The 21,760-nt window shown below is 65.6% G+C and carries 18 protein-coding genes; 9 read left to right on the plus strand and 9 right to left on the minus strand.

Features of this window, described 5'->3' with window-relative positions; translation table 11 throughout:
• Positions 1 to 106: 106 nt before the first annotated feature.
• Positions 107 to 3,625 carry a transcription-repair coupling factor gene (mfd, locus tag UNPA324_RS04580; protein ID WP_141933729.1) on the minus strand — a complete coding sequence of 1,173 codons (3,519 nt, stop codon included), beginning with the start codon at positions 3,623 to 3,625 and terminating at the stop codon, positions 107 to 109.
• On the minus strand, positions 3,622 to 3,912 hold the full coding sequence (locus UNPA324_RS04585; RefSeq protein WP_141933731.1) for an FAD assembly factor SdhE: 291 nt from the start codon (positions 3,910 to 3,912) through the stop codon (positions 3,622 to 3,624). The genes mfd and UNPA324_RS04585 overlap by 4 nt, the downstream gene beginning before the upstream one ends.
• 185 nt (positions 3,913 to 4,097) lie before the next feature.
• Between UNPA324_RS04585 and recG the strand changes: the two genes are divergently transcribed.
• A complete protein-coding gene (gene recG / locus UNPA324_RS04590; RefSeq protein WP_141933733.1) occupies positions 4,098 to 6,206 on the plus strand; it encodes an ATP-dependent DNA helicase RecG in 2,109 nt (702 codons plus the stop codon).
• Here the strand turns inward: recG and panE are convergent.
• The gene (panE, locus tag UNPA324_RS04595; RefSeq protein ID WP_141933735.1) at positions 6,203 to 7,132 is read right to left on the minus strand and encodes a 2-dehydropantoate 2-reductase; all 930 of its coding nucleotides are present in this window, start codon (positions 7,130 to 7,132) and stop codon (positions 6,203 to 6,205) included. The two genes, recG and panE, sit on opposite strands and share 4 nt — an antisense overlap.
• A 252-nt stretch (positions 7,133 to 7,384) precedes the next feature.
• Here panE and UNPA324_RS04600 point away from each other — a divergent pair, with 252 nt between their 5' ends.
• Positions 7,385 to 7,906 (plus strand): P-loop NTPase family protein, encoded by a 522-nt coding sequence (locus UNPA324_RS04600; protein WP_141933737.1) that lies wholly within the window; start codon positions 7,385 to 7,387, stop codon positions 7,904 to 7,906.
• A gap of 10 nt (positions 7,907 to 7,916) precedes the next feature.
• Here UNPA324_RS04600 and UNPA324_RS04605 read toward each other — a convergent pair whose 3' ends face one another.
• The 3 genes from UNPA324_RS04605 to glmS all read right to left on the minus strand — a co-directional run bounded on the left by UNPA324_RS04605 (position 7,917) and on the right by glmS (position 11,565).
• A complete protein-coding gene (locus tag UNPA324_RS04605; RefSeq protein ID WP_141933739.1) occupies positions 7,917 to 8,774 on the minus strand; it encodes an NAD(P)-dependent oxidoreductase in 858 nt (285 codons plus the stop codon).
• A gap of 104 nt (positions 8,775 to 8,878) precedes the next feature.
• Positions 8,879 to 9,649 (minus strand): DUF502 domain-containing protein, encoded by a 771-nt coding sequence (locus UNPA324_RS04610; protein ID WP_128918160.1) that lies wholly within the window; start codon positions 9,647 to 9,649, stop codon positions 8,879 to 8,881.
• Positions 9,650 to 9,738: 89 nt separating this feature from the next.
• On the minus strand, positions 9,739 to 11,565 hold the full coding sequence (gene glmS / locus UNPA324_RS04615) for a glutamine--fructose-6-phosphate transaminase (isomerizing) (protein WP_128918161.1): 1,827 nt from the start codon (positions 11,563 to 11,565) through the stop codon (positions 9,739 to 9,741).
• A 222-nt stretch (positions 11,566 to 11,787) separates the two neighbouring features.
• Between glmS and UNPA324_RS04620 the strand changes: the two genes are divergently transcribed.
• Entirely contained in the window at positions 11,788 to 12,006 is a 219-nt protein-coding gene (locus UNPA324_RS04620; RefSeq protein ID WP_128918162.1) for a hypothetical protein, read from the plus strand.
• Positions 12,007 to 12,014: 8 nt separating this feature from the next.
• On the opposite strand, the gene UNPA324_RS04625 is transcribed toward UNPA324_RS04620, so the two are convergent.
• Positions 12,015 to 12,209 (minus strand): hypothetical protein, encoded by a 195-nt coding sequence (locus UNPA324_RS04625; RefSeq protein WP_128918163.1) that lies wholly within the window; start codon positions 12,207 to 12,209, stop codon positions 12,015 to 12,017.
• Positions 12,210 to 12,248: 39 nt separating this feature from the next.
• Positions 12,249 to 13,604 carry a bifunctional UDP-N-acetylglucosamine diphosphorylase/glucosamine-1-phosphate N-acetyltransferase GlmU gene (gene glmU, locus UNPA324_RS04630; protein WP_128918164.1) on the minus strand — a complete coding sequence of 452 codons (1,356 nt, stop codon included), beginning with the start codon at positions 13,602 to 13,604 and terminating at the stop codon, positions 12,249 to 12,251.
• A 162-nt stretch (positions 13,605 to 13,766) separates the two neighbouring features.
• Here glmU and UNPA324_RS04635 point away from each other — a divergent pair, with 162 nt between their 5' ends.
• The 4 genes from UNPA324_RS04635 (at position 13,767) to UNPA324_RS04645 (ending at position 16,424) form a co-directional block, all read left to right on the plus strand.
• The gene (locus UNPA324_RS04635; RefSeq protein ID WP_141933741.1) at positions 13,767 to 15,158 is read left to right on the plus strand and encodes a hypothetical protein; all 1,392 of its coding nucleotides are present in this window, start codon (positions 13,767 to 13,769) and stop codon (positions 15,156 to 15,158) included.
• Positions 15,159 to 15,357: 199 nt separating this feature from the next.
• The gene (locus UNPA324_RS04640; RefSeq protein ID WP_128918166.1) at positions 15,358 to 15,624 is read left to right on the plus strand and encodes a hypothetical protein; all 267 of its coding nucleotides are present in this window, start codon (positions 15,358 to 15,360) and stop codon (positions 15,622 to 15,624) included.
• Between the two features lie 173 nt (positions 15,625 to 15,797).
• Positions 15,798 to 15,974, plus strand: a complete 177-nt coding sequence (locus UNPA324_RS35000) for a hypothetical protein (RefSeq protein WP_164936091.1) — start codon at positions 15,798 to 15,800, stop codon at positions 15,972 to 15,974.
• Between the two features lie 69 nt (positions 15,975 to 16,043).
• The gene (locus UNPA324_RS04645) at positions 16,044 to 16,424 is read left to right on the plus strand and encodes a hypothetical protein (RefSeq protein WP_128918167.1); all 381 of its coding nucleotides are present in this window, start codon (positions 16,044 to 16,046) and stop codon (positions 16,422 to 16,424) included.
• Here the strand turns inward: UNPA324_RS04645 and UNPA324_RS04650 are convergent.
• The gene (locus tag UNPA324_RS04650; RefSeq protein ID WP_164936092.1) at positions 16,384 to 17,943 is read right to left on the minus strand and encodes a glycoside hydrolase family 17 protein; all 1,560 of its coding nucleotides are present in this window, start codon (positions 17,941 to 17,943) and stop codon (positions 16,384 to 16,386) included. The genes UNPA324_RS04645 and UNPA324_RS04650 overlap by 41 nt on opposite strands.
• A 329-nt stretch (positions 17,944 to 18,272) precedes the next feature.
• Here UNPA324_RS04650 and UNPA324_RS04655 point away from each other — a divergent pair, with 329 nt between their 5' ends.
• Positions 18,273 to 18,866 carry a beta-1-3, beta-1-6-glucan biosynthesis protein gene (locus tag UNPA324_RS04655; protein WP_141933743.1) on the plus strand — a complete coding sequence of 198 codons (594 nt, stop codon included), beginning with the start codon at positions 18,273 to 18,275 and terminating at the stop codon, positions 18,864 to 18,866.
• A 217-nt stretch (positions 18,867 to 19,083) separates the two neighbouring features.
• Positions 19,084 to 21,750, plus strand: a complete 2,667-nt coding sequence (locus UNPA324_RS04660) for a glycosyltransferase (protein WP_128919495.1) — start codon at positions 19,084 to 19,086, stop codon at positions 21,748 to 21,750.
• Positions 21,751 to 21,760: the final 10 nt, after the last annotated feature.

Genomic DNA, 21,760 nt, shown 5'->3' on the forward strand with positions numbered 1-21,760 from the left:
CACCGTCATTGCGAGCGTAGCGAAGCAATCCAGGCTCTCTCCGCGGAAAGATTCTGGATTGCTTCGTCGCAAGGGCTCCTCGCAATGAAGAGGTGAGACCTGAAGCTCACGCCGCCTTCTTGCTCTCGGCGAGTTGCGCCAGCTGCCGCATGATCTCGGTTGTGCCGGCGAGACGCTCTTCCGGGGTCTCCCAGTCCTGCAGGAACACCACCTTCATGTCGGGCCGCACCTTGGCGGCTTGGCCGTGGCTGCGGATGAAGGTGACGAGGCGGTCGGGATGGGCGAAGGAATTGTCGCGGAAGACGATCACGGCGCCCTTCGGGCCGGCGTCGATCTTCTCGACATTGGCCCTTCGGCAGAACGCCTTGATCGCGGCGACCTTGAACAGGTAGCGCACCTCGTCCGGCAGCACGCCGAAGCGGTCGCGCATCTCGGCGCCAAAGTTCTCGATCTCCTCCTCGGTGTCGAGATCGGCAAGGCGCCGGTACAGCGACAGCCGCACCGAGAGGTCGCCGACATAGTCCTCCGGGATGAGCACCGGCATGCCGATCGTGATCGACGGCGACCAGCGGTCGGCGGCGGGCTCGGAGACGCCGGCCTTGAGGTTGACGATCGCCTCCTCCAGCATCGACTGATAGAGCTCGAAGCCGACCTCCTTGATGTGGCCGGACTGCTCCTCGCCCAAGAGATTGCCGGCGCCGCGGATGTCGAGGTCGTGCGAGGCGAGCTGGAAGCCGGCGCCCAGCGTCTCCAGCGACTGCAGCACGGTGAGCCGGCGCTCGGCCTGCGCGGTGATCTTCTGCTGCGCCGGCAACGTGAACAGCGCATAGGCGCGCAGCTTGGAACGGCCGACCCGGCCGCGCAGCTGATAGAGTTGCGCCAGGCCGAACATGTCGGCGCGATGCACGATCAGCGTGTTGGCGTTGGGAATGTCGAGGCCGGATTCCACGATCGTGGTCGACAGCAGGATGTCATATTTGCCGTCGTAGAATGCGGTCATGATGTCCTCGATCACGGCCGGCGGCATCTGGCCGTGCGCGACCGCGACCTTCATCTCCGGCACGTTCTTGTCGAGGAAATCCTTGACCTCGGCGAGATCGTCGATGCGCGGCACCACGTAGAACGCCTGCCCGCCGCGATAACGCTCGCGCAGCAGCGCCTCGCGGATCATCAGCGGATCATGCGGAGCGACGAAGGTGCGCACCGCGAGGCGATCTACGGGCGGCGAAGCGATGATCGAGAGCTCGCGCACGCCGGTGAGCGCCAGCTGCAGCGTGCGCGGGATCGGCGTTGCCGACAGCGTCAGCACGTGCACCTCGGAGCGAAGCGCTTTCAGCCGCTCTTTGTGGGTGACGCCAAAATGCTGCTCTTCGTCGACGATCACGAGGCCGAGATCGCGAAACTTGATCGCCTTGCCGAGCAGCGCGTGGGTGCCGACGACGATATCGACCGAGCCGTCGGCAATGCCCTTCTTGACCTGGTTCAGCTCCTTGGTCGCGATCAGCCGCGAAGCCTGCGCCACGTTGACCGGAAAGCCCTTGAAGCGCTCGGTGAAGGTCTTTGCGTGCTGGCGTGCGAGCAGCGTGGTCGGCACCACGACCGCAACCTGCTTGCCCTCGAGCGCCACGGCAAACGCTGCGCGCAACGCCACCTCGGTCTTGCCGAAACCGACGTCGCCGCAGATCAGCCGGTCCATGGGACGGCCGAGTTCGAGGTCCTTCAGGGTGGATTCGATCGCCCCGAGCTGGTCCTCAGTCTCGTCATAGGGGAAGCGCGCGCAGAACTCATCGTAAAGGCCCGCCTGCACCGGCAGCTTGGGCGCCTCGTGCAGATGGCGCGCGGCCGCGATCTTGATCAATTCGCCCGCGATCTCGCGGATGCGGTTCTTGAGTTTCGCCTTGCGGGTCTGCCAGCCGCCGCCGCCCAGGCGATCCAGCTCGACCGTCGTCTGGTCGGAGCCGTAACGCGACAGCAGCTCGATGTTCTCGACGGGAAGAAACAGCTTCGTCTCGGCAGCATAGTGCAGCTCGAGGCAGTCGTGCGGGGCACCGGCAACGTCCAGCGTCTGCAGGCCGATGAAACGGCCGATGCCGTGGTCGACATGGACGACGATGTCGCCGGCGGCAAGGCTCGTCACCTCCGAGATGAAATTGTCGAGCTTCCGGCTCGCCTTGCGCGGCCGTACCAGGCGATCGCCGAGGATGTCCTGCTCGCTGATAATAGCGATCTCGTCGGTCTCGAAACCGCTCTCGAGGCCGAGCACCGCGAGCATGGTCTCGTTGCGCGGGGTCGCCTGCACGGTGCGCCAGGAGTTGACGCTGGTGGTGTGGGTCAGCTTGTGGTCGCGCAGCATCGACGTCATGCGGTCGCGCGAGCCTTCGCTCCACAGCGCGATCACGACCTTCTTGCGCTGGGCCTGCAGCGCCATGACGTGGCCGACCACGGATTCGAACACGTTGACGTTGGTGTCGTTGCGCTCCGGCGCGAAGTCGCGGCCCTTGCGCGCACCGGCGTCGACGACACTCGTCCCGTCCGCCGGAACCGAGAACTGCGTCAACCGCACCAGCGGCATGTCGCTCTCGCGCTTGGTCCATTCCTCGGCAGTGAGATAGAGCCGGTCGGGCGGCAACGGCTTGTAGATCGCGCCGCCGCCGGGATGCTCCATCGCGTCGCGCCGGGCCTCGTAATAGTCCTGGATCTGCTTGAAGCGCTCGCGGATCGCGTCCTCGGCCTGCGGCTCGATTGCGACGGCTGCGCCTTGCAGGTAGTCGAACAGCGTGTCCATCCGGTCCTGGAACAGCGGCAGCCAGTGCTCCATGCCGGGATGGCGGCGGCCTTCGCTGACGGCCTCATACAGCGCATCGTCGCGCTCGGGCGCGCCGAACTCGGCAACGTAGCCCATGCGGAAACGGCGGATGGTGTCGGTGACGAGCTGGAATTCCGAGATCGGCACCAGGTCGAGCGAGCGCATGGCGAGCAGCGTGCGCTGGGTCTCGGCATCGAAGGAGCGGATCGATTCCAGGCTGTCGCCGAAGAAATCGAAGCGAACCGGCTGCTCGAGGCCGGCCGGAAACAGGTCCAGGATGCCGCCGCGCACGGCATATTCGCCGGGCTCACGCACGGTCGAGGAGCGGTTGTAGCCGTTGTGCTCGAGCCAGGCGACGATGGTGTCCATCGGCACGACATTGCCGGGGGCGACCGACAGCGCCTGCGCCGCGACGAGCTCGCGCGCGGGCACGCGCTGCACGACGGCATTTACCGTCGTCAGCACGATTAGCGGCTTGTCGCTGCCGGTCAGAGATGCAAGCCGGGCCAGCGTCGTCAGGCGTTGCGCCAGGATGCCGCCATGCGGCGAGACGCGGTCATAGGGCTGGCAGTCCCAGGCTGGGAAGGTCAGCACCGGCAAATCCGGGGCGAAGAACTGCAGCGCGCGTTCGAGCTGCTGCATGCGCGGCCCGTCGCGGCAGACCACCGCAAGGCTGACCGCCGGCTTCTTCGGCCGCGCCGCGATGGCCCGGGCGAGATCGGAGACGACGAGACCTTCGGCGCCTTCCGCGACATTGGCAAGCGTCAGCGCCCGGCCGGGCGCAAGCAGCTCGGCCGGAGATTTCATCCCCGGTTTCATACGCCGCCGTCCGCGATCGGATAGGCCTTGATGCGGGCAAACACCGCGCCGGCGACATCGGCCGGCAGCACCTTGTCGCCGGTGATGGCACCATAGAGATCGGGATCGTTGACCTCGAGCAGCGTCTCGAGCTGCGTCAGCTCGTCATCCGACAGACTGCCGATCTCGGCATCCGCGAAGCGGCCGAGGATCAGGTCCATCTCGCGCGTGCCGCGGTGCCAGCAGCGGAACAGCAGCCGCTTGCGGCGATCGTCCAGCCCGCTGCTCGATCGTGTCGTTCCCGTCATGTCTCAAATCCAGTCAAACGCAGAAAGCCCGGACGTGCCGGGCCGGGCTGATATAGCCACTCGGGGTGGCCGTGTCAGCCCTCGATTTGGCATGGCCCGGTGGCCCGCGCGGGGTACGAAAAAAGACGTGGATGCCCGGCACAAAGCCGGGCATGACGGGCCGAAACGATCCTAGATTCGCATCCATGCGCCCCAGTCTCCTGAATCCGCTGTTTGCTGCCGTGACCAGCCTGCCCGGCGTCGGTCCGAAACAGGACAAGCTGCTGCAGTATTTGCTCAGCCGGAGCGAGACGCCGCGGCTGGTCGATCTGTTGCTGCATTTGCCGAGCCAGGTGATCGACCGCCGGGCGCGGCCGAAAATCCGTGACGCGGTGCAGGGAACCATGGTGACGCTGGAGGTCACCGTCGACCGTCATCGCCCGCCCCCGCCGCGCAACGCGCGCGCGCCGTATCTGGTCTACGCCAGCGACGACACCGGTGACGTCGTGCTGACCTTCTTCCGCGCCAAGCCGGGCTATGTCGAAAAGCTGCTGCCGGTCGGCGAGAAGCGCTACGTCTCCGGCACGCTTCAGATGTACGACGGCATCCCGCAGATCGTGCATCCGGACCGCGTGCTGGACGAGGAAGCGATCTCGAAGCTCTCGGGCATCGATCCGGTCTATCCGCTGACCGAAGGCCTCGCGCTCGGCTCGCTCCGCCGCGCGATCGCGCAGGCGCTGCAGAAGCTGCCGGCCCTGCCGGAATGGATCAGCCCGGAGGTGATGCGACGCTGCAATTTTCCGCCGATCGCCGAAGCGCTCACCCGCGTGCACCAGCCGGTCGAGCTGACGGACATCCTGCCCGATCGGCCGTTCTGGTCGCGGCTCGCCTTTGACGAGCTCCTGGCCGGCCAGCTCGCGCTCGCCCTGATCCGCGCGCAACTCCGCCGCCCCGCCGGCGTGCGCAATGCCGGCGACGGACATCTGCGCAACAAGATCATCGACGCCCTGCCCTACGCGCTCACGCCCTCGCAACGCAGCGCAGCGGCGGCCATCGCCGAGGATCTGAAGCAGCCGGTGCGCATGCTGCGACTGCTGCAGGGCGACGTCGGCTCCGGCAAAACGGTCGTGGCGCTGCTCGCGGCCGCCGCCGTCGCCGAGGTCGGCAAGCAGGCCGCGCTGATGGCTCCGACGGAAATCCTGGCGCGCCAGCACATCAAGACCATCGCCCCGCTCGCCGAGCGCGCCGGCATGCAGGTCGCGATCCTCACTGGCCGCGAGAAAGGCAAGGAGCGGCGCGAGATCGTCACCCAGCTCGCCGCAGGCGAGATCGACCTGCTCGTCGGCACCCATGCCCTGATCCAGGACGACGTGATCTTTCACGATCTCGCGCTCGCCGTGGTCGACGAACAGCATCGCTTTGGCGTGCGCGAGCGGCTCGCGCTCACGTCCAAGGGCGAAGCCGTCGACGTGCTCGTGCTCAGCGCCACACCGATCCCGCGCACGCTGGTGCTGACCTATTTCGGCGACATGGACGTCTCCGAGCTGCGCGAGAAGCCCGCCGGCCGGCAGCCGATCGACACCCGCGCCGTCGCCATGAGCCGGCTCGGCGAGGTCATGGACGGCGTCGGACGCGCGCTGCAAGCGGGCAAGCTGGTCTACTGGATCTGCCCGCTGGTCGAGGAATCCGAAGCCGAGGGCATCGAGCACCTCACGAACGCGACCAAGCGTTTCGAGAGCCTGCAAAAGCGTTTCGGCGACCGCGTCGGCCTCGTCCACGGCCAGATGAAGGGCACCGAGAAGGACCGGGTCATGGGCCAGTTCGCCGCCCATGAGATCGGCCTTCTGGTCGCGACCACCGTGGTCGAGGTCGGCGTCGACGTGCCGGCGGCGACCATCATGGTGATCGAGAATGCCGAGCGCTTCGGCCTTGCCCAGCTGCACCAGCTGCGCGGCCGGATCGGGCGCGGCTCGGAGGCCTCGACCTGCATCCTGCTCTACTCGGAGCCGCTCGGCGAGATGTCGAAGGCCCGCCTGAAAGTGATCCGCGAGACCACCGACGGGTTCCGCATCGCCGAGGAAGACCTGAAGCTGCGCGGCGAAGGCGACGTGCTGGGCGTGCGCCAGAGCGGCCTGCCCGGCTACCGCATCGCGCGCCCGGAGGTGCATGGCCAGCTCATCGCCCAGGCAAGAGACGAAGCGCTCCGCATCCTCAAGGAGGATCCGAAGCTGAAGGGCGAGCGCGGCGAGGCGTTGCGGTGCCTGCTGTATCTGTATGAGCGAGACGAGGCGATTCCGCTGATCGGGGCGGGCTAACCTGCCGCCCTTCGTCGCCCGACCTCGTAAGCCGCCACATGCGCGCGGGCGAGATCCAGCAGCGGCGTCTCGATGCCAAGCCTGCGGGCCCGGTTCGCCATGTCGCCGAGGATATGTTCGGACTCGGTGACCGAACCGCGTTCGATGTCGCGCAGCATCGAGGCCTTCAGCGGCGAGTCCAGCGTCGTGAACAGTTTGCGGTCGAACTCGATGAACGGTGCACGCGGCTCGTATCCCGAGGCCGTCGCAACGGCGCAGCATTCGGCGAACAGGCGGAAAATCGACTGCTCGCCGTTGGGCACGGCCAGGATGTCTCCGATGCTTGCACGCATCAGGCAGGTGATGCCGGCGAGCGTCGAGAGCTGCACGAACTTCTCCCACATGTCCTGCATGATCGCTTCGCTGGCGCGCACGTCGATACCGGGAACACCGAGCAGAATCTCCAGCGCGAGCGCGCGTTCACTTAGTGCGCCCTCGATCTCGCCGAAGATGATGGCCTGGTTGGCCATGAACTGAACGACCCGGCCATCCGCGTCCAACCCGGCACTGACATTGGCGAGACCGCCGAGGACGCGAGCGGCGCCGAACCTTGTGGCGAGAGCGTCGACATGCTTCAGCCCGTTCAGGATCGGAAGGATCATCGTGCTCGTGCCGACGGCGGGCGCAAACTGGCTCATCGCGTCATCGAGCGAGTAGGCCTTGACGCCGACGAGCACGAGATCGAATGGCTCCTTGAGATCGCTTGCCAGCAGGGTGTTCGGCTGCACGGCAAAATCGCCGTGCGGGCTCACGACCTGCAATCCGTTCTGCCGCAATTGCTCGGCCCGCGTCTCGCGCACGAGAAAGGTCACGTCGCGGCCTGCACGGACCAGGCAAGCTCCGTAATAGCCGCCAAGCGCCCCTGCGCCGATGACGAGCACTCTCATTCGAACTCCCGTTGTACACGAACTGCTGCCGCAGAGACAATAACAGATGGGCTCCGCGGCGTCTGCTCCCCGTCATTGCGAGCGCAGCGAAGCAATCCAGAATCTTTCCGCGGCGACAGTCTGGATTGCTTCGCGGAGCCTGTCATCGGGTCGTGCTTCGCGCGGACCCGTTGGCTCGCAATGACGTGGATGGAGCCGGTTCAGAAGACTGCCCCTTTCGCCACGGGCCGACTTCATGCAAACCTTCCCGCCATGCGCCGGATCATCGTCGTTGGCTCGCAGGGAAGCGGAAAGACGAGCCTTGCCCTAAAGCTCGGGCGAAAGCTCGACCTGCCCGTGGTGCATCTCGACGTGCTCTACTGGCGGCCGGGATGGACCCCCTCCGACACGGCCGGCTTTCGGGCGCGCGTTACGCAAGCGATCGCAGGCGACGCTTGGGTCGTTGACGGCAGCTTCTCGGGGCTGGCCTTCGATCTCACGATCGGGCGCGCCGATATTCTCGTCGTCATCGACCGTCCGCGCTGGCACCGTCAGTGGCGCATTCTCTGGCGCTCGGCCTTCGATCGCGACACGACTCGGCCCGATCTGCCCGAGGGATGTCCGGAACAGTTCGACTGGAAGCTGATGAAGGAGGCATGGCGCTACGACACCGAGCGCGTGCCCGTCATCGAGGCCGAGCGCCTGCGATACGGCCCCCATGTCCCCGTCGTGCGCCTGAGACACGACCGGGACATTCAGGGCTTTCTGGACTCGGTTTCGTTGAACGGCGAGTGAGCCAAAACGATCAGGCCTTCTTCCGCGCGATCCCCGCGGCAAATGCCTTCATCAGTTCCGCATCCACAGCCTCGCCCTTCGCATCTTTCGCCAGATGCTCGAACCAGCGCGCGAAGCCTTCGTAGATCTGGCTGGCCGGATGATCGGGCCCAAGGAAACCTGAAATCTCGCGCATCTCGGCGACCCAGCGATAGGCCTTCGGAATCATGTCAGGCAGAGCGACCTCGAGCCGGGCCAGGATCGCAGGCTGGCTGAGCGCAAGCTCGTCGCGCAGCCCATCGGCGGCGCCCGCTTTCGTGGCCGCGACCACCATGGCCGAGCCGATGCCGGCGAGGCCCTTGACGATGCCGGCATAGGACATCTTCAGCGCCGAGGCCGCGCCGACCGGACCTTCGATGATCCGCACGTCGAGGCCAAATTCCTTCAGCACCGCGACGTCCTTGGCGTGCTCGCCGGACATGTAGAAGGCCGGACTCTTAGCCCCTGCTTGCGGCGGAAAGCCGATGATGCCGGCATCGACGAACGGCGCCTGCGCCGAGCCGATGATCTCCTCAATCCCACGCACGGTGTCGACGTTGACGGCGTTGCAATCAACCACGACCGGCTTGTGCTCGCGGCTGACGATCAGCCCGGCCAACCATTCAGCCAGCGCGACGGCTTCGCCCGGAGGCACGATCGAAAGAATGATGTCGGCGCCGGCGATCGCATCGTCATCGGCGCCGATCATGCCGGCATCCGCTGCGCGTTTTTGCGTCGCCTCGCTCCGCCCCTTCAAGGATGTCAGCACGCGCGCGCCATGCTCGCTGAGACGGCGGGCGACGGCGCTGCCCATGGCGCCGGGCGCGAGGATCGCAATGGTCTTGGACATCATGCACTCCAGGTCGAGCGCCGAGCGAGGCGCTCGGCTCGACGGGAGAATAGCAGAGGATGCCAACGTGCGCGTGACCGACGCCATCCCGCAACGGAATGGCCCTACTCCACCTTCGCAGGCTCAGGCTGAAGCGCCGACGCGTTGGCGATACGCGCGGCATTGGCCATGCCCGCGAGGGCCGCGGCCTTCTTTGGATCGGGCGCCGAGCCCGGCTGCACCACGCCGGCCGACATGATCAGTGTCGCCGCATCCTCGGCCGTGAGGTCGACCTCGATGATCTTGCTCTTCGGGACATAGAAGAAGAAGCCGGTGGTCGGGTTCGGCGAGCACGGCAGGAACACCGAGACGTGCTCCTCCTGCCCCGGCAGGTTGCGCGCAATGTCCTCGTTCGGCGATTGCGAGATCAGCACGATCGACCACATGCCCGGCGAGGGAAATTCGACCAGGCCCACTTTCCGGAAGCTCGAGCCCTTGCCCGAGAACAGCGTCTCGAAGACTTGCTTCAGGCCGCGATAGATGGCGCGCACCGCCGGGATCCGGCCGAGGAAGGTCTCGCCGACATCGACCAGCGTCCTGCCGATCAGATTAGCCGCAAGGAAGCCGACAAGCGTCAGCGTGAAGAACGCGACAACCAGTCCCCAACCGGGAATGACGTAAGGCAGATAGGTTTCCGGCCGGTAGGCCAGCGGCACGAACGGCCGCACCACTCCGTCGACCCAGGTGACGAACCACCACACCAGGTACAGCGTGATCGCGATCGGCCCCGTGACGACGAGGCCGGTCAGGAAATAATTGCGGAAGCGGCCCATCAGGCCGGTATGCGGTTCCGGAATGGGATCAAGAGGCGCAGGCGCGTCGTCGCGGGGGGTCATTCGGGTTCCAAGTCGGTCGCAGCACACAAGCTAGGGTCTTCTAGCAGGTTTTGGAAGACCACGAAGCGCTCCGACCGGATCCCTCCTGCCTATTCCACGGTCACCGATTTCGCGAGGTTGCGCGGCTGGTCGACGTCGGTGCCCATGACGACAGCGGTGTGATAGGCGAGCAGCTGCACGGGGACGGCATAGACCATCGGCGCGAACGCCGCCGCCATATCGGGCATGACAATGGTGACGAGGGACTCGACGGTCGCCTCTTCCGCGCCCTTGGCGTCCGTCATCAGGATGATGTTGCCGCCGCGGGCGGCGACCTCCTGCATGTTGGAGACGGTTTTTTCGAACACCCGGTCGTGGGGCGCGATGACGACGACCGGCATGGTCTCGTCGATCAGCGCGATCGGCCCGTGCTTGAGCTCGCCGGCGGCATAGCCCTCGGCGTGGATGTAGGAGATCTCTTTCAGCTTCAGCGCGCCTTCGAGCGCGAGCGGGAAGCTGGTGCCGCGGCCGAGATAGAGCACGTCGCGCGACTTGGCGATCCGATGCGCGAGCTTCTCGATCTGGAGCTCGGTGGTGAGTGCAGCCGCCATCAGGCGCGGCACCTCGACGAGGCCGTGGACCAGCTTGGTCTCGTCCTCGTCGGACAATTCGCCGCGCGCCTTGCCGGCCGCGATCGCAAGGTTGGCCAGCACCATCAGCTGGCAGGTGAAGGCCTTGGTCGAGGCGACGCCGATCTCGGGGCCGGCAAGCGTCTGCAGCACGGTCTCGCTCTCGCGGGCCATCGTCGAGGTCGGCACGTTGACGACGGCGATCGTGTGCACGCCCTCGGCCTTGGCATAACGCAGTGCCGCCAGCGTGTCGGCAGTCTCGCCCGACTGCGAGATGAAGATGGCGAGATCGCCCTTGCGCAAGGGCGCCTCGCGGTAGCGGAATTCGGAGGCGACATCGACCTCGACCGGCAGCCTCGCAAAGCGCTCGAACCAGTATTTTGCGACGTAGCCGGCATAGCTCGCGGTGCCGCACGCGGTGATGTTGATGCGCTGGACGTTCCTGAAGTCGAACGGCAGCTTGACCGGCAGCGCGACGCGCTCGGTCGCCATGTCGACGTAGCGCGCCAGCGTGTGACCGACCACTTCCGGCTGCTCGTGGATCTCCTTGGCCATGAAGTGGCGGTAATTGGCCTTGTCGACCAGCGAGGTCGAGGCGGCGTGCTTGATCTTGTCGCGCTGGACGGCGTTGCCGTCCTTGTCGAAAATCGTCGCGCTCTTGCGGGTCAGCACGACCCAATCGCCGTCCTCGAGATAGCTGATCGTGTCGGTGAACGGGCCGAGCGCGATGGCGTCCGAGCCGAGATACATCTCGCCGTCGCCATAGCCGATCGCAAGCGGCGGACCATTGCGGGCGCCGATCATCAGGTCGTCGTCGCCGGCGAAGATGAAGCCAAGCGCAAACGCGCCGCGCAGGCGCCCCAGCGCCAGCTTGACCGCTTCCACGGGCTTGTTGCCGCGCGCCAAGAGATCGTCGACGAGATGCAGCACGATCTCGGTGTCGGTCTCGGTGTTGAACACCGTGCCCTTCTTCTCGAGCTCCTCGCGCAGCTCGCGGAAATTCTCGATGATGCCGTTGTGAACCACGGCGACGCGCTCGGTCGCGTGCGGATGGGCGTTGTTGACGGTGGGCTTGCCGTGAGTGGCCCAGCGGGTGTGGCCGATGCCGGTGGTGCCCTTGAGCGGCTCGGCTTCCAGCCGCTTCTCCAGGTTCTTCAGCTTGCCCTCGGCGCGGCGGCGCTCGAGATGCCGGCCTTCGAGCGTCGCGACGCCGGCCGAGTCGTAACCGCGATATTCAAGACGTTTGAGCGAATCCACCAGCTGCTCTGCAACCGGCTTGCGCCCGAGAATGCCGACAATCCCGCACATGCGGATCACTATCCCCCAAATCGTCGAAAAATCGCCTAAACGACACGTCCGGTTTTTAGCGAAATTCGGAAGGAACCATATACTCAATAATTATTGCGAATTGAGACAGCATGGATCGCAACCTGAGCTTTGCCTGCGGCGAATTGGCCGGCCTTAAACCGCGCGCGTTAACCTGTTGTCAACATGTTTGACCAACGATTCCGGTGCAGGAGAGTTGAGGCCATGAAAGGCTCGTCCGACCGCAAAGGTCTGTCATCGATGTATTTGCGCGCCAGCGAGACCACCGGCACGCACCTGGCGCATTGGCCGCCGCCCCAGCGCGGCAAGGAAAGCAAGCCCGTCTTCGTGAAGCATCCCGAAGGCGAGCCGGTCAAGCGCGCCAAGCCGCGCGGCTGGCGCCTGACCCGCGCGATCTTCTCCGAATTCGCCGACGACGAATAGCGGACGCCTCACCACCCGAGAACCAGGGCGAACACGAGGAAAACGGCGAACGCCCAGAACGCCAGTCCAGTGAAAAGCGCCGCGATCTCATGCTCATGCGTGTGGCGCACTCCAACTTGGTCCAGCACCCATCGTCCCGGCGGCATGATGACGTTCTCGACGAAGAACTCGAATAAGAAGGCGGCCTCTTTGTCCTCGTCCATGCGCGCGCAGCCCTCGCAAGAGAAGAACCGCCTGGCTTCTCACTTCTCCGGCTTCTTGCCGCCCGTCTTCATCTCGCGATAGCGCGCCGCGCCGCCTTCCCGGATGGTCTGCTGGTTACGCTCCAGCGCCATGGCGTCATCGGGCACGTCGCGGGTGATCACCGAGCCCGAGCCGATATAGGCGCCCTTGCCGATCTTGACGGGGGCGACCAGCGACGAATTGGTGCCGACGAAGGCACCCTGCCCGATCACCGTCTTGTGCTTCCTAAAGCCGTCGTAGTTGCAGGTGATGGTGCCGGCGCCGATGTTGGAATTGGCGCCGATTGTGGCATCGCCGATATAGGAGAGATGGTTGACCTTGACGCCGGCCTCCAGCGTCGCCGCCTTGGTCTCCACGAAATTGCCGATCCGCGCACCGTCGCCGAGCGAGGTGCCGGGCCGAAGCCGCGCATAGGGACCGATCGAGACGTTCTTGCCGAGTGTCGTCTGCACGATGTGCGAAAAGGAATGGATCACGGTGCCGTCGGCGATCGACACGCCTGGGCCGATCACCACGAACGGCTCGATGGTCACGTCCTTGCCGAACACGGTATCGGCGGCGAGATAAACGGTCTCCGGCGCGATCAGCGTGACGCCGGCCTCCATCGCTGCTCTCCGCAAGCGCGCCTGCATCACGCCTTCTGCTTCCGCAAGCTGCGCCTTGGTATTGATGCCGCGCACTTCGTCCTCGCTGGTCTCGATCACCACGGACTCCCATCCCTGCTTGCGGACGATTTCGACCGCGTCCGTCAGATAATATTCGCCCTTGGAATTGGCATTGCCGATTTGCCCAAGGATTTGAAGCGCCCGGCGACCGTCGATCGCCATCACGCCGGCATTGCACAGATCGATCTTGCGCTCGTCGGCGCTCGCATCGGCCTGCTCGCGGATCGCGACCAGCCGTTCGCCCTCGACGATGAAGCGGCCATAGCCCGTGGGATCGGCAGCGCGGAAGCCGAGCGCGGCAATCGCAGCGCCGCTTGCGAGCGGCGCGCGCAGCCGCGCAAAGGTCTCGGCCGAGATCAGCGGCGTATCGCCGAAGGCGATCAGCAGATCATCGGCGCCCTGCGCAATCGCCTCGCGCGCCGCCAGCACCGCATGCGCGGTGCCGAGCCGCTCGGTCTGCACGAAGGTGAGCGCGTCGGGCCTGATGCGCTTCGCCTCGTCCGCGACCGCCTGGTGGTCGGGACCGATCACGACCGCGAGCGAGCTGCCGGTTCCCTTGGGTGCCGCGCCGAGCACGTGGGCCAGCAGCGTCTGGTGAGCAACCGGATGCAGCACTTTCGGCAAGCTCGATCGCATGCGCGTGCCTTCGCCGGCGGCGAGCACGATCGTGAGGCTGGAACGGGCGGTCATCGAAATCCTGTCAGATTCGGCCGAATCAAATGGGGCGGGCCGCCCTCAAAAGCTGCCGCCTTGCTACCCCCGCAAACGCCCGGAATTCAAGTGCGACACGCTTTTCCTGTTAATGTTCCCTGATTGATTCGGGGCAGCTTCGGGGCTGGGCACTTAACGTTCATGGCAAAGGATTCCGACCCACTGGCGGATGCCTTCGGCGCCAAGGAGACCGGCGGGCTGTTCTCTGGACTTTTGGCCGAGGAAAGCGCGTTCGACCGCCGCCTGCTGTGGCGGCTTGGCTCGTGGGGCGTGGCGGCCGTTGGCGCCGTCACCATCGCGGTGATGGCCAATCAGGCTCAGCTCGGCTGGCGGCGCGACCAGGTTGCTTCCGCCGATCTCGCGCGCCAGGCCGATCGGCTCCAGGTGCTCACCAAGGAGAGCCAGATCGAGGCTCGCCGGCTCACTGCCGCCATCGAGACGCTGAATACGGATCGCGACCGGTTGTATTCGCGCGTCACCGTGCTGGAGCAAGGGCTCGATTCCGTCACCGGCGCCATCGCCAAGCAAACCACCCCGCCGCCGCAGTCCGGCAAGGCGCAGGATGCTGCGCCCACGGCTCCCAGCGTCGCGCCGGTTGCCTCGACGCCTGCTTCCGCCGCTGACAAGCCCCGCACCGACGCCGCCAAGGACACGTCCAAGGAGACACCCAAGGAAACGTCGAAGGAAACTGCAAAGGAGCCGTCGAGCCCGCCACCGCAGAGCGCCGCTGCCGCCTCGCTCGTGCAACAACCGCTGGCAACGAACTCGGCATTGCCGACCATTCCGCTGGTCCCGTCCAAGTTGATCATGGCGCCGCCCGATCCGGCCGCGTCGAAATTGATGCAGCCCGAGACAAACGAGAAGGCTGCCGAGAAGAAGCCCGAGCCGGCGCCCGCCCCGACCGAAGTCGTCGCGACAGCCGCCAAGCCGGCGGAAACCGCCGACAGCGAATCCCCCGCGATCGCGGTTCAGCAGACGCGTTTCGCGATCGATCTCGGCGGCGCCAATTCGGTCGATGCCTTGCGCGCGCTCTGGCGCGGCGTGACCAAATCCAATCCGGAAGTCGCAGCGCTGCGACCGATCATCATGATCAAGGAAGGCACGACCGGGCTCGGCATGCAGCTCCGCCTGGGCGCCGGGCCCCTCGTCAACGCCGCCGCCGCCGCGAAATTCTGCGCGAGCCTCGCCGAGAACAATCGTCACTGCGAGACCACCGTGTTCGACGGCCAGCGCCTGTCGATGCGTGGCTCGGAAAAGGGGCAAGAGAAGCCTCAAGACAAGGCGCAAGAGAAATCTCAAGACAGGGTTCAAGAGAAGAACGCGGAGAAGAACCAGGACGCGGCCCCGCAAACCGAAACCGCGCCCACGCCCATCACCAAGCCCGAGAAGCCGCAGCGCCGCCGCAGCTACTCCTCGAAACGCACCAAGCGCGAGGAGCCCGCGCCCGCCCCTGCGGCGCAGCCGGCGCCGGCGAAGCCAGAGACCGCGTCGGCGTCCGCGGGATCGACGCTGTCGTCATTCTTCAGGCGATGAAGCCGCGCCGATCCGGGGCGGACGCAGCCTCAACCTGAACGCACGGTGAATGCCGGCGCGTTGTTGCACGCGGCAATGGACCTAAATTTCGGCCCGGCAAGAGAAACCACCCGCCGATTGCCAAGTTATCCCGGTCGTAAACGGGAGCGGCCCGCATACGAAATCGCCCGCCGCCTCCATGACCAAGGGAGAAACACGCGTGAAGACATTGATCATCGCGACGGCCGCGCTGCTGGCGGCATCCTCGGCGTTTGCGCAAACTACGAAATCGCCGGGCGCTTCGAGCTACGCGCCGGGTCAGCAGATGCAGAACACGACGAAGCCTTCGACGGGTCCCGGCGCTTCCGAATACGCGCCTGGTCACCAGACCAATACCGCCGCGGGCCCGGGCCACTCGGAAAGCGCGCCCGGACAGAAAATGCGCCACCACACCACCACCACCGGCTCGAACACCCACAGGAAGTGATGGTGCTGCGACAGGATCATTCAACTTTTGCCGACGGCGCCTGACCAACATGGTCGGCTCCGTCGCGTTGACCGCCCGCATCGCACGCTCCGAGCGATGGCAACGTACCAAATGACACCAACAGAGCCGGCGCAATCCGGCATGATCCGCGACGGATTTGATTCGGAGCGGAGATGACGGCGGACGCGAAGTTTCTGCGGGAGCAACTCACCTTGATCCGCGAGCTGGCAGACCAGGCGGATCCCCATATCAGGAAGCGACTGCTCGCATTGGCTGAAAAATACGAGCGCCGGCTGGCGGAACAGAACGGACGCAACGTCGGCTTTGACGGCTCCTCGCGCACGCCTTAAGCCGGCCGGATCAGCAGAAACATCATCCCCCCTGTTGCCTGCCCGCGCCATCCCGACCATATTGCGGCCATGACAAAAAAGCCCTTCCGCCTCACGCCCTACCAGGTGCAGTTCCTTATCGTCGTCGGCTTCGCGTCCGTCGGCTATGCGCTTTATCTGCGCTACCTCGCGATCGAGCTGTCGCAGGTCGCTCTGGCCTGCGACGCCGGGCTTCAGACGCTGCTCTGCAAGGCGCGGTCGGTCTCGACCGTGCTGTTCAAGAATTCGGTGTTCGGCATCGTCGCGCTGGTGGTTGCGACGCTGAACCTGATGCGGCCGTCGATCGTGCTGCTCACGGTCGGCATCATCGCGGCCGGCCTCGGCATCGTGCTCTACAATGTCGTGCTGTCGGGCCTTGCGATCGGCCTGTTCATTCTTGGGTTTGCTCGGCCCGCGCCCGCCACAGCGTGAGCGCGAACAACAGATAGATCGCGCAGGTCCACAGCGACTGCCAATTGTCGCGGCCTTCGTTGAAGAGCACGAAGACGGCCGACAGCGCCAGCACGCCCGCGAACACCGATTCCGCGATCGGACGCTGGCCGATCTGCGGCCGGTTCAGCATCAGAAGCGCAAACGGCACCACCGCCATCGTCAGCGCGGCGTAGGGAAAATCCTTGTAGCGCGGGTCGAACACGAAGCCGAGCGCGGTCGCGGCCGCGATCACCGCCGTCGCCGCGAGCGTCAGGCCGAGAACGGCGGTGAGCTTCGACCATTTGCGCCCCTCGCGCGGACCGAGCAAATCGAGGAAGGTCGGAAGGCTGCGGCCGATCACCATGGCCTGCGAACAGAAGATCGGCGACAGGATGCCGGCAAGTAACAGCGCGCCCCACAGCAGCCAGCCGCCGATGCCGTAGCTCTCGTAATACATCTTGTCGGCGCCGATCCCGAGCAGGCTCCCCGCCGTCGTCGCCGAGATGGCGACGCCGAGCCAGGCCGAGAAGCGCGGCGTCCACGGCCGCCGGCGCAGCGTGATGAGGGCGACCGCGAACACCAGCACGGACAGGCCCATGCCCGCGCCCATGTACCATTTCCAGTACGGGAAATTGCTGATCGGCTCGCCCGGCGGATATTTCAGGCTCCGGCGCACCGAATCGTAGAGGCCCCAATAGCCGCCGACAGTGCCTTCCAGCTTGCGCTTCCACGGCTGGTCGTAGGACTCGATCAGATTGACGCGGAACTTCTGCGCCTTCGCCAGGCTGAGGATTTCCGAAACCACCCGCGCCTGGTTGGTGCGTGACGGCAACGCGCCGTCGCGCATGCGCCCCTCGCTCGGCCAGCCGGTTTCGCCGATCAGGATTTCCTTGCCGGGAAACGCCACCACCATGCGCTCGCGGATCGTCTCCACGTGACCGGCGGCGAATTTCGCCTTCACCGGGAAATCCTCCCAATAGGGCAGGATGTGGATCGTGACGAAGTCGACGGCGTCGGAGACCTCGCGGTTCTTCAGCCAGTACTCCCAGACGTCGGCATAGGTGACGGGCACGCTGACCTGCGTCTTCACCAGGCGGATGATGGAGACGAGATCCGCCGTCGTCATCTCGCCACGCAGCAGCACCTCGTTGCCGACGATGACCGTAGTGATGATGTCCGGGAATTGCTTGGTGAGGCGGATGGCGAGCGCGACCTGCTCGAAATTCTTGGTGCGGTTGCTGGAGAGCCAGATTCCCTGCAGCACTTTCAGCCCGCCGACCTTGGCGGCGATCGCCGGCACCTGGTCGAGCCCGTTCTCCATCGAATAGGTGCGGACGCAGTCGGTGATCTCTTTGAGCTGGCGCAGATCCTGCTCAATCTGCTCGGCCTCGATATGGGTCCACGCGTTCAGCGGCGTCTGCTCGCCGCGGAACGGCGCGTAGGAGACGCATTGGACCTTGTCGGCGGGATCGATCGGGGCGCGCGCGAGCGTGATCGGCGTCGCCAACCACCACCACACGGCAGCAATCGCACCCAGTGAAACGAGCAGAAGCGCCAGTGGCGTACGAAGAGAAATCGGTTCCGTCCTCCGCGAAGGGCCCGTCGATTACCTGCTTGCACGCCGTCTGCCAAGGGGGTGTCCGGGTGCGGATATGCTCCTGTCCTACAGGAATCGGGCCGCGGCCGTTCGGCCGGGCCCTAGCATCGTGACTTTGCTGGACAAAATTCCAAATACAGGCCATGGACTCCCAAAGACTTTTCCGCCGCATTGGAGACCCATTTGGACGCCATCACCGACGCGTCCGCGGGATCCTGACGCGGACGGCCAGCGGATACATTGGGGAATTCATGCGGCAACGGGTGTTCGAGTCACGAAATGCGGTCCTGCGGCAGTTCGCCGCCACCTTGGCCGTCTCCTGCCTTCTCGCTCTCGCCGGTCTCGGTGGCGCCTCCGCCCAGAGCGGCACGCCAGCCCCGGATCAAGGCAAGGCCGCCGCCCAGCCTGCCGACGCCGCCAAGGATGCCGCCCAGAACCAGCGCCGCACCGACGAGTTCGCGGAAGCCGCCCAGGTCATCAACGGCCCGGCCGGCAATCCCGAATGCGTCTGGCTCGGCCGGCGCGTGGTGCGGCTGATGTGGCGGGACGATCTCGATACCGCGTTCCGCCATCTCGACCTCTACGATCGCTTCGGCTGCCCCGGCGGCCACATCCAGGCCGCCTTCCGCTGCCTGACCCGGTTCGGCGGCCAGATCGACCCCAAGGTCGCCGAGACCCTGGACAGCCGCGTGCACGCCTGCTGGATCAACCCGGCGGCCCAGCCGCAGCAGGCGGCGGCCGCGGCCGCCCAGCCCGCGGCCCCGGCGTCCGGCAATCCGCCGGCACCGCAGCCGGCCGCGAGCCCCTCGCCTGCGGCAAGCCCGACGCCAGCGCCGCAGAAATAGCCGCGGGTCGTTTCAGCTGTCGTTCAGGAACGATCGGCCATAGACCCGGTTGGCACTGCCGCGCGTTGTTCGAAAAGGCCATGCCCTGATAAGGACATGAGGCCATGACAGTTGTGAAACGGCGCGGCAGAGATATGCTTCCTTTGCCGCGGACTTGGTCGGATCTCGGGGTCGGATCCGCTTCCCTGCCACCTCAGCCCCTATTGGTTTAGCCGCGATGCGCGTTGTCGCCGCCGTTCTGTTGCTTGTGTCTGCGCTTCACGCTGGACTATGGGGAGTCCTGCGCGACAAGGAACCCGCGCCCGACTTCAAGGGCCTGCTGCCCAGCGTGTCCTACGCGCCGTTCGAGGGTTCGGCTCACCCAGATATCGACAACATCCCGACGGTCGAGAAAATCCGCGCCGACATGAAGACGCTGTCGACCATGACGCGCGCGATCCGCCTCTATTCGTCCACCGGCGGCGTGGAACTGGTGCCGCCGATCGCGGCCGAGTTCGGCCTCAAGGTCACCGTCGGCGCCTGGATCGACAAGGACAAGGATCGCAACGAGCGCGAGATCAAGGCCGCCATCGACCTTGCCCGCAAGAACAGCAATGTCGTCGGCGTCGTCGTCGGCAACGAGGTGATCTACCGCGGCGAGCAGAAGGTCGAAGACCTCATCGACATGATCAAGAAGGTGAAAGGCTCGGTCCGCGTGCCCGTCACCACCGGCGAGATCTGGAACATCTGGCGCGACAATCCCGACCTCGGCTCCAGCGTCGATTTCATCGCCGCGCACGTGCTGCCTTATTGGGAAAACTTCCGCTCGGACCAGGCGGTCGACCAGGCCGTCGACCGCTACAACCTGTTGCGCAACCTGTTCCCGGGTAAGCGCATCGTGATCGCCGAATTCGGCTGGCCAAGCCAGGGCTACAACTTACGCAACGCCGACCCGGGTCCGTTCCAGCAGGCGCTGATCCTGCGCAACTTCGTCACCCGCGCCGAAGCCATCGGCATGGAATACAACATCGTCGAAGCGATCGATCAGCCCTGGAAGTTCTTCGAAGGTGGCGTCGGTCCGTACTGGGGCATCCTCAACGCCAGCCGCGAGCCGAAATTCGCCTGGACCGGTCCGGTCGAGAACCCCGATTATTGGAAGCTGATGGGCATCGCGCTGCTGGTCGGCATCCTCTTGTCGCTGCCGATCCTGCGGATCGAGAAGCCGACCGCGAAACAAGCCTTCCTGCTGTCGGCGACCGCCAACGGCGTCGGCGCCTGGGCCGCGACCGTGTTCGCGTTCTGGAACAGCCATTATTTCATCTTCGGCTCGGCCTTCGCGTTGACGCTCGGCATGATCCTCCTTGTTCCTCTTGTTCTCATCGCCATGGCGCGCATCGACGAGATCGCCGCGGTCGCCTTCGGCCGGCCGCCGCAGCGGCTGATCGCCAAGGACAAGCCGGTCGAGAACGTGCCCGAGACTTACTGCCCGAAGGTCTCGATCCACATCCCGGCCTATTTCGAGCCGGTCGACATGCTCAAGCAGACGCTGGATGCGCTGTCGCGGCTGAACTATCCGAACTACGAATGCGTGGTCATCATCAACAACACGCCCGACCCCGCGTTCTGGCAGCCGATCCAGGACCATTGCCGCGCGCTCGGTGAACGCTTCAAGTTCATCAACGCCGAGAAGGTGCAAGGCTTCAAGGCGGGTGCGCTGCGCATCGCGATGGACCGCACCGCGGCGGATGCCGAGATCATCGGCATCCTCGATGCCGACTATGTCGTCGAGCCCGATTGGCTTAGGGATCTCGTGCCGGCGTTTGCCGATCCACGCGTCGGCCTGGTGCAGGCGCCGCAGGAGCACCGCGACGGCGATTTGTCGATCATGCACTACATCATGAACGGCGAATATGCCGGCTTCTTCGACATCGGCATGGTCCAGCGCAACGAGCTCAACGCAGTCATCGTGCACGGCACGATGTGCCTGATCCGCCGCGCCGCGATGGACATGGCCGGCGGCTGGTCGTCCGACACGATCTGCGAGGATTCCGATCTCGGCCTAGCGATCCAGGAGCTCGGCTGGACCACCCATTACACCAACACCCGCTACGGCGCGGGCCTGCTGCCGGACACCTATGAGGCGTTCAAGAAGCAGCGTCACCGCTGGGCCTATGGCGGCCTGCAGATCGTCAAGAAGCACTGGCGCCGCTTCCTGCCGGGCGCGAGCCGGCTGACCTCCGACCAGAAGCGCGAATATGGCCTCGGCTGGCTGAACTGGCTCGGCGCCGAGAGCCTCGGCGTGGTGGTGGCGCTGCTCAACCTCGTCTGGGTCCCGATCGTCGCCTTCGCCGACATCGCCATCCCCGACAAGATCCTGACGCTGCCGATCATCGGGGCCTTCATCGTCTCGCTGGTGCACTTCCTGTCGATGTACCGCGCCCGCGTCGCCATCAAGCCCGGCCAGATGCTGGGCGCCATGATCGCGGCGATGAGCGTGCAGTGGACGGTGTCGCGCGCGGTCGCGCAGGGCCTCATCACCGAGCACATCGCCTTCGCCCGCACCTCCAAGGGCGGCCTCAGCAGGATGTCGATCGAGTTCCAGGCGTTCTGGGAGGCCGTGATCGGCACCCTGCTCCTGGTCGGCGCCGGCGTCCTGATCGCCAGCAACAGCTTCCGCCAGATCACCGAGATCTACATCTTCGCCGGCGTGCTGGTGCTGCAGAGCCTGCCGTTCCTGGCGGCCGTCGCCATCGCCATCCTCGAACTCAGCCGCATCAACTCGTTCCAGTTCTGGCGCGACAGCGCGATCCGAACCGCCGAGCTGATCGGGCTCCGCCCGGTCGCGCTGCCCCCCGTGGGCGCGCCGCAAGCCGTGCCGAATGAGGTGCGGCGGGAGACGAACTGACGGGCGGGCA

The sequence above is a fragment of the Bradyrhizobium sp. UNPA324 genome (genome assembly GCF_006658635.1).
Classification (GTDB): domain Bacteria; phylum Pseudomonadota; class Alphaproteobacteria; order Rhizobiales; family Xanthobacteraceae; genus Bradyrhizobium; species Bradyrhizobium nanningense.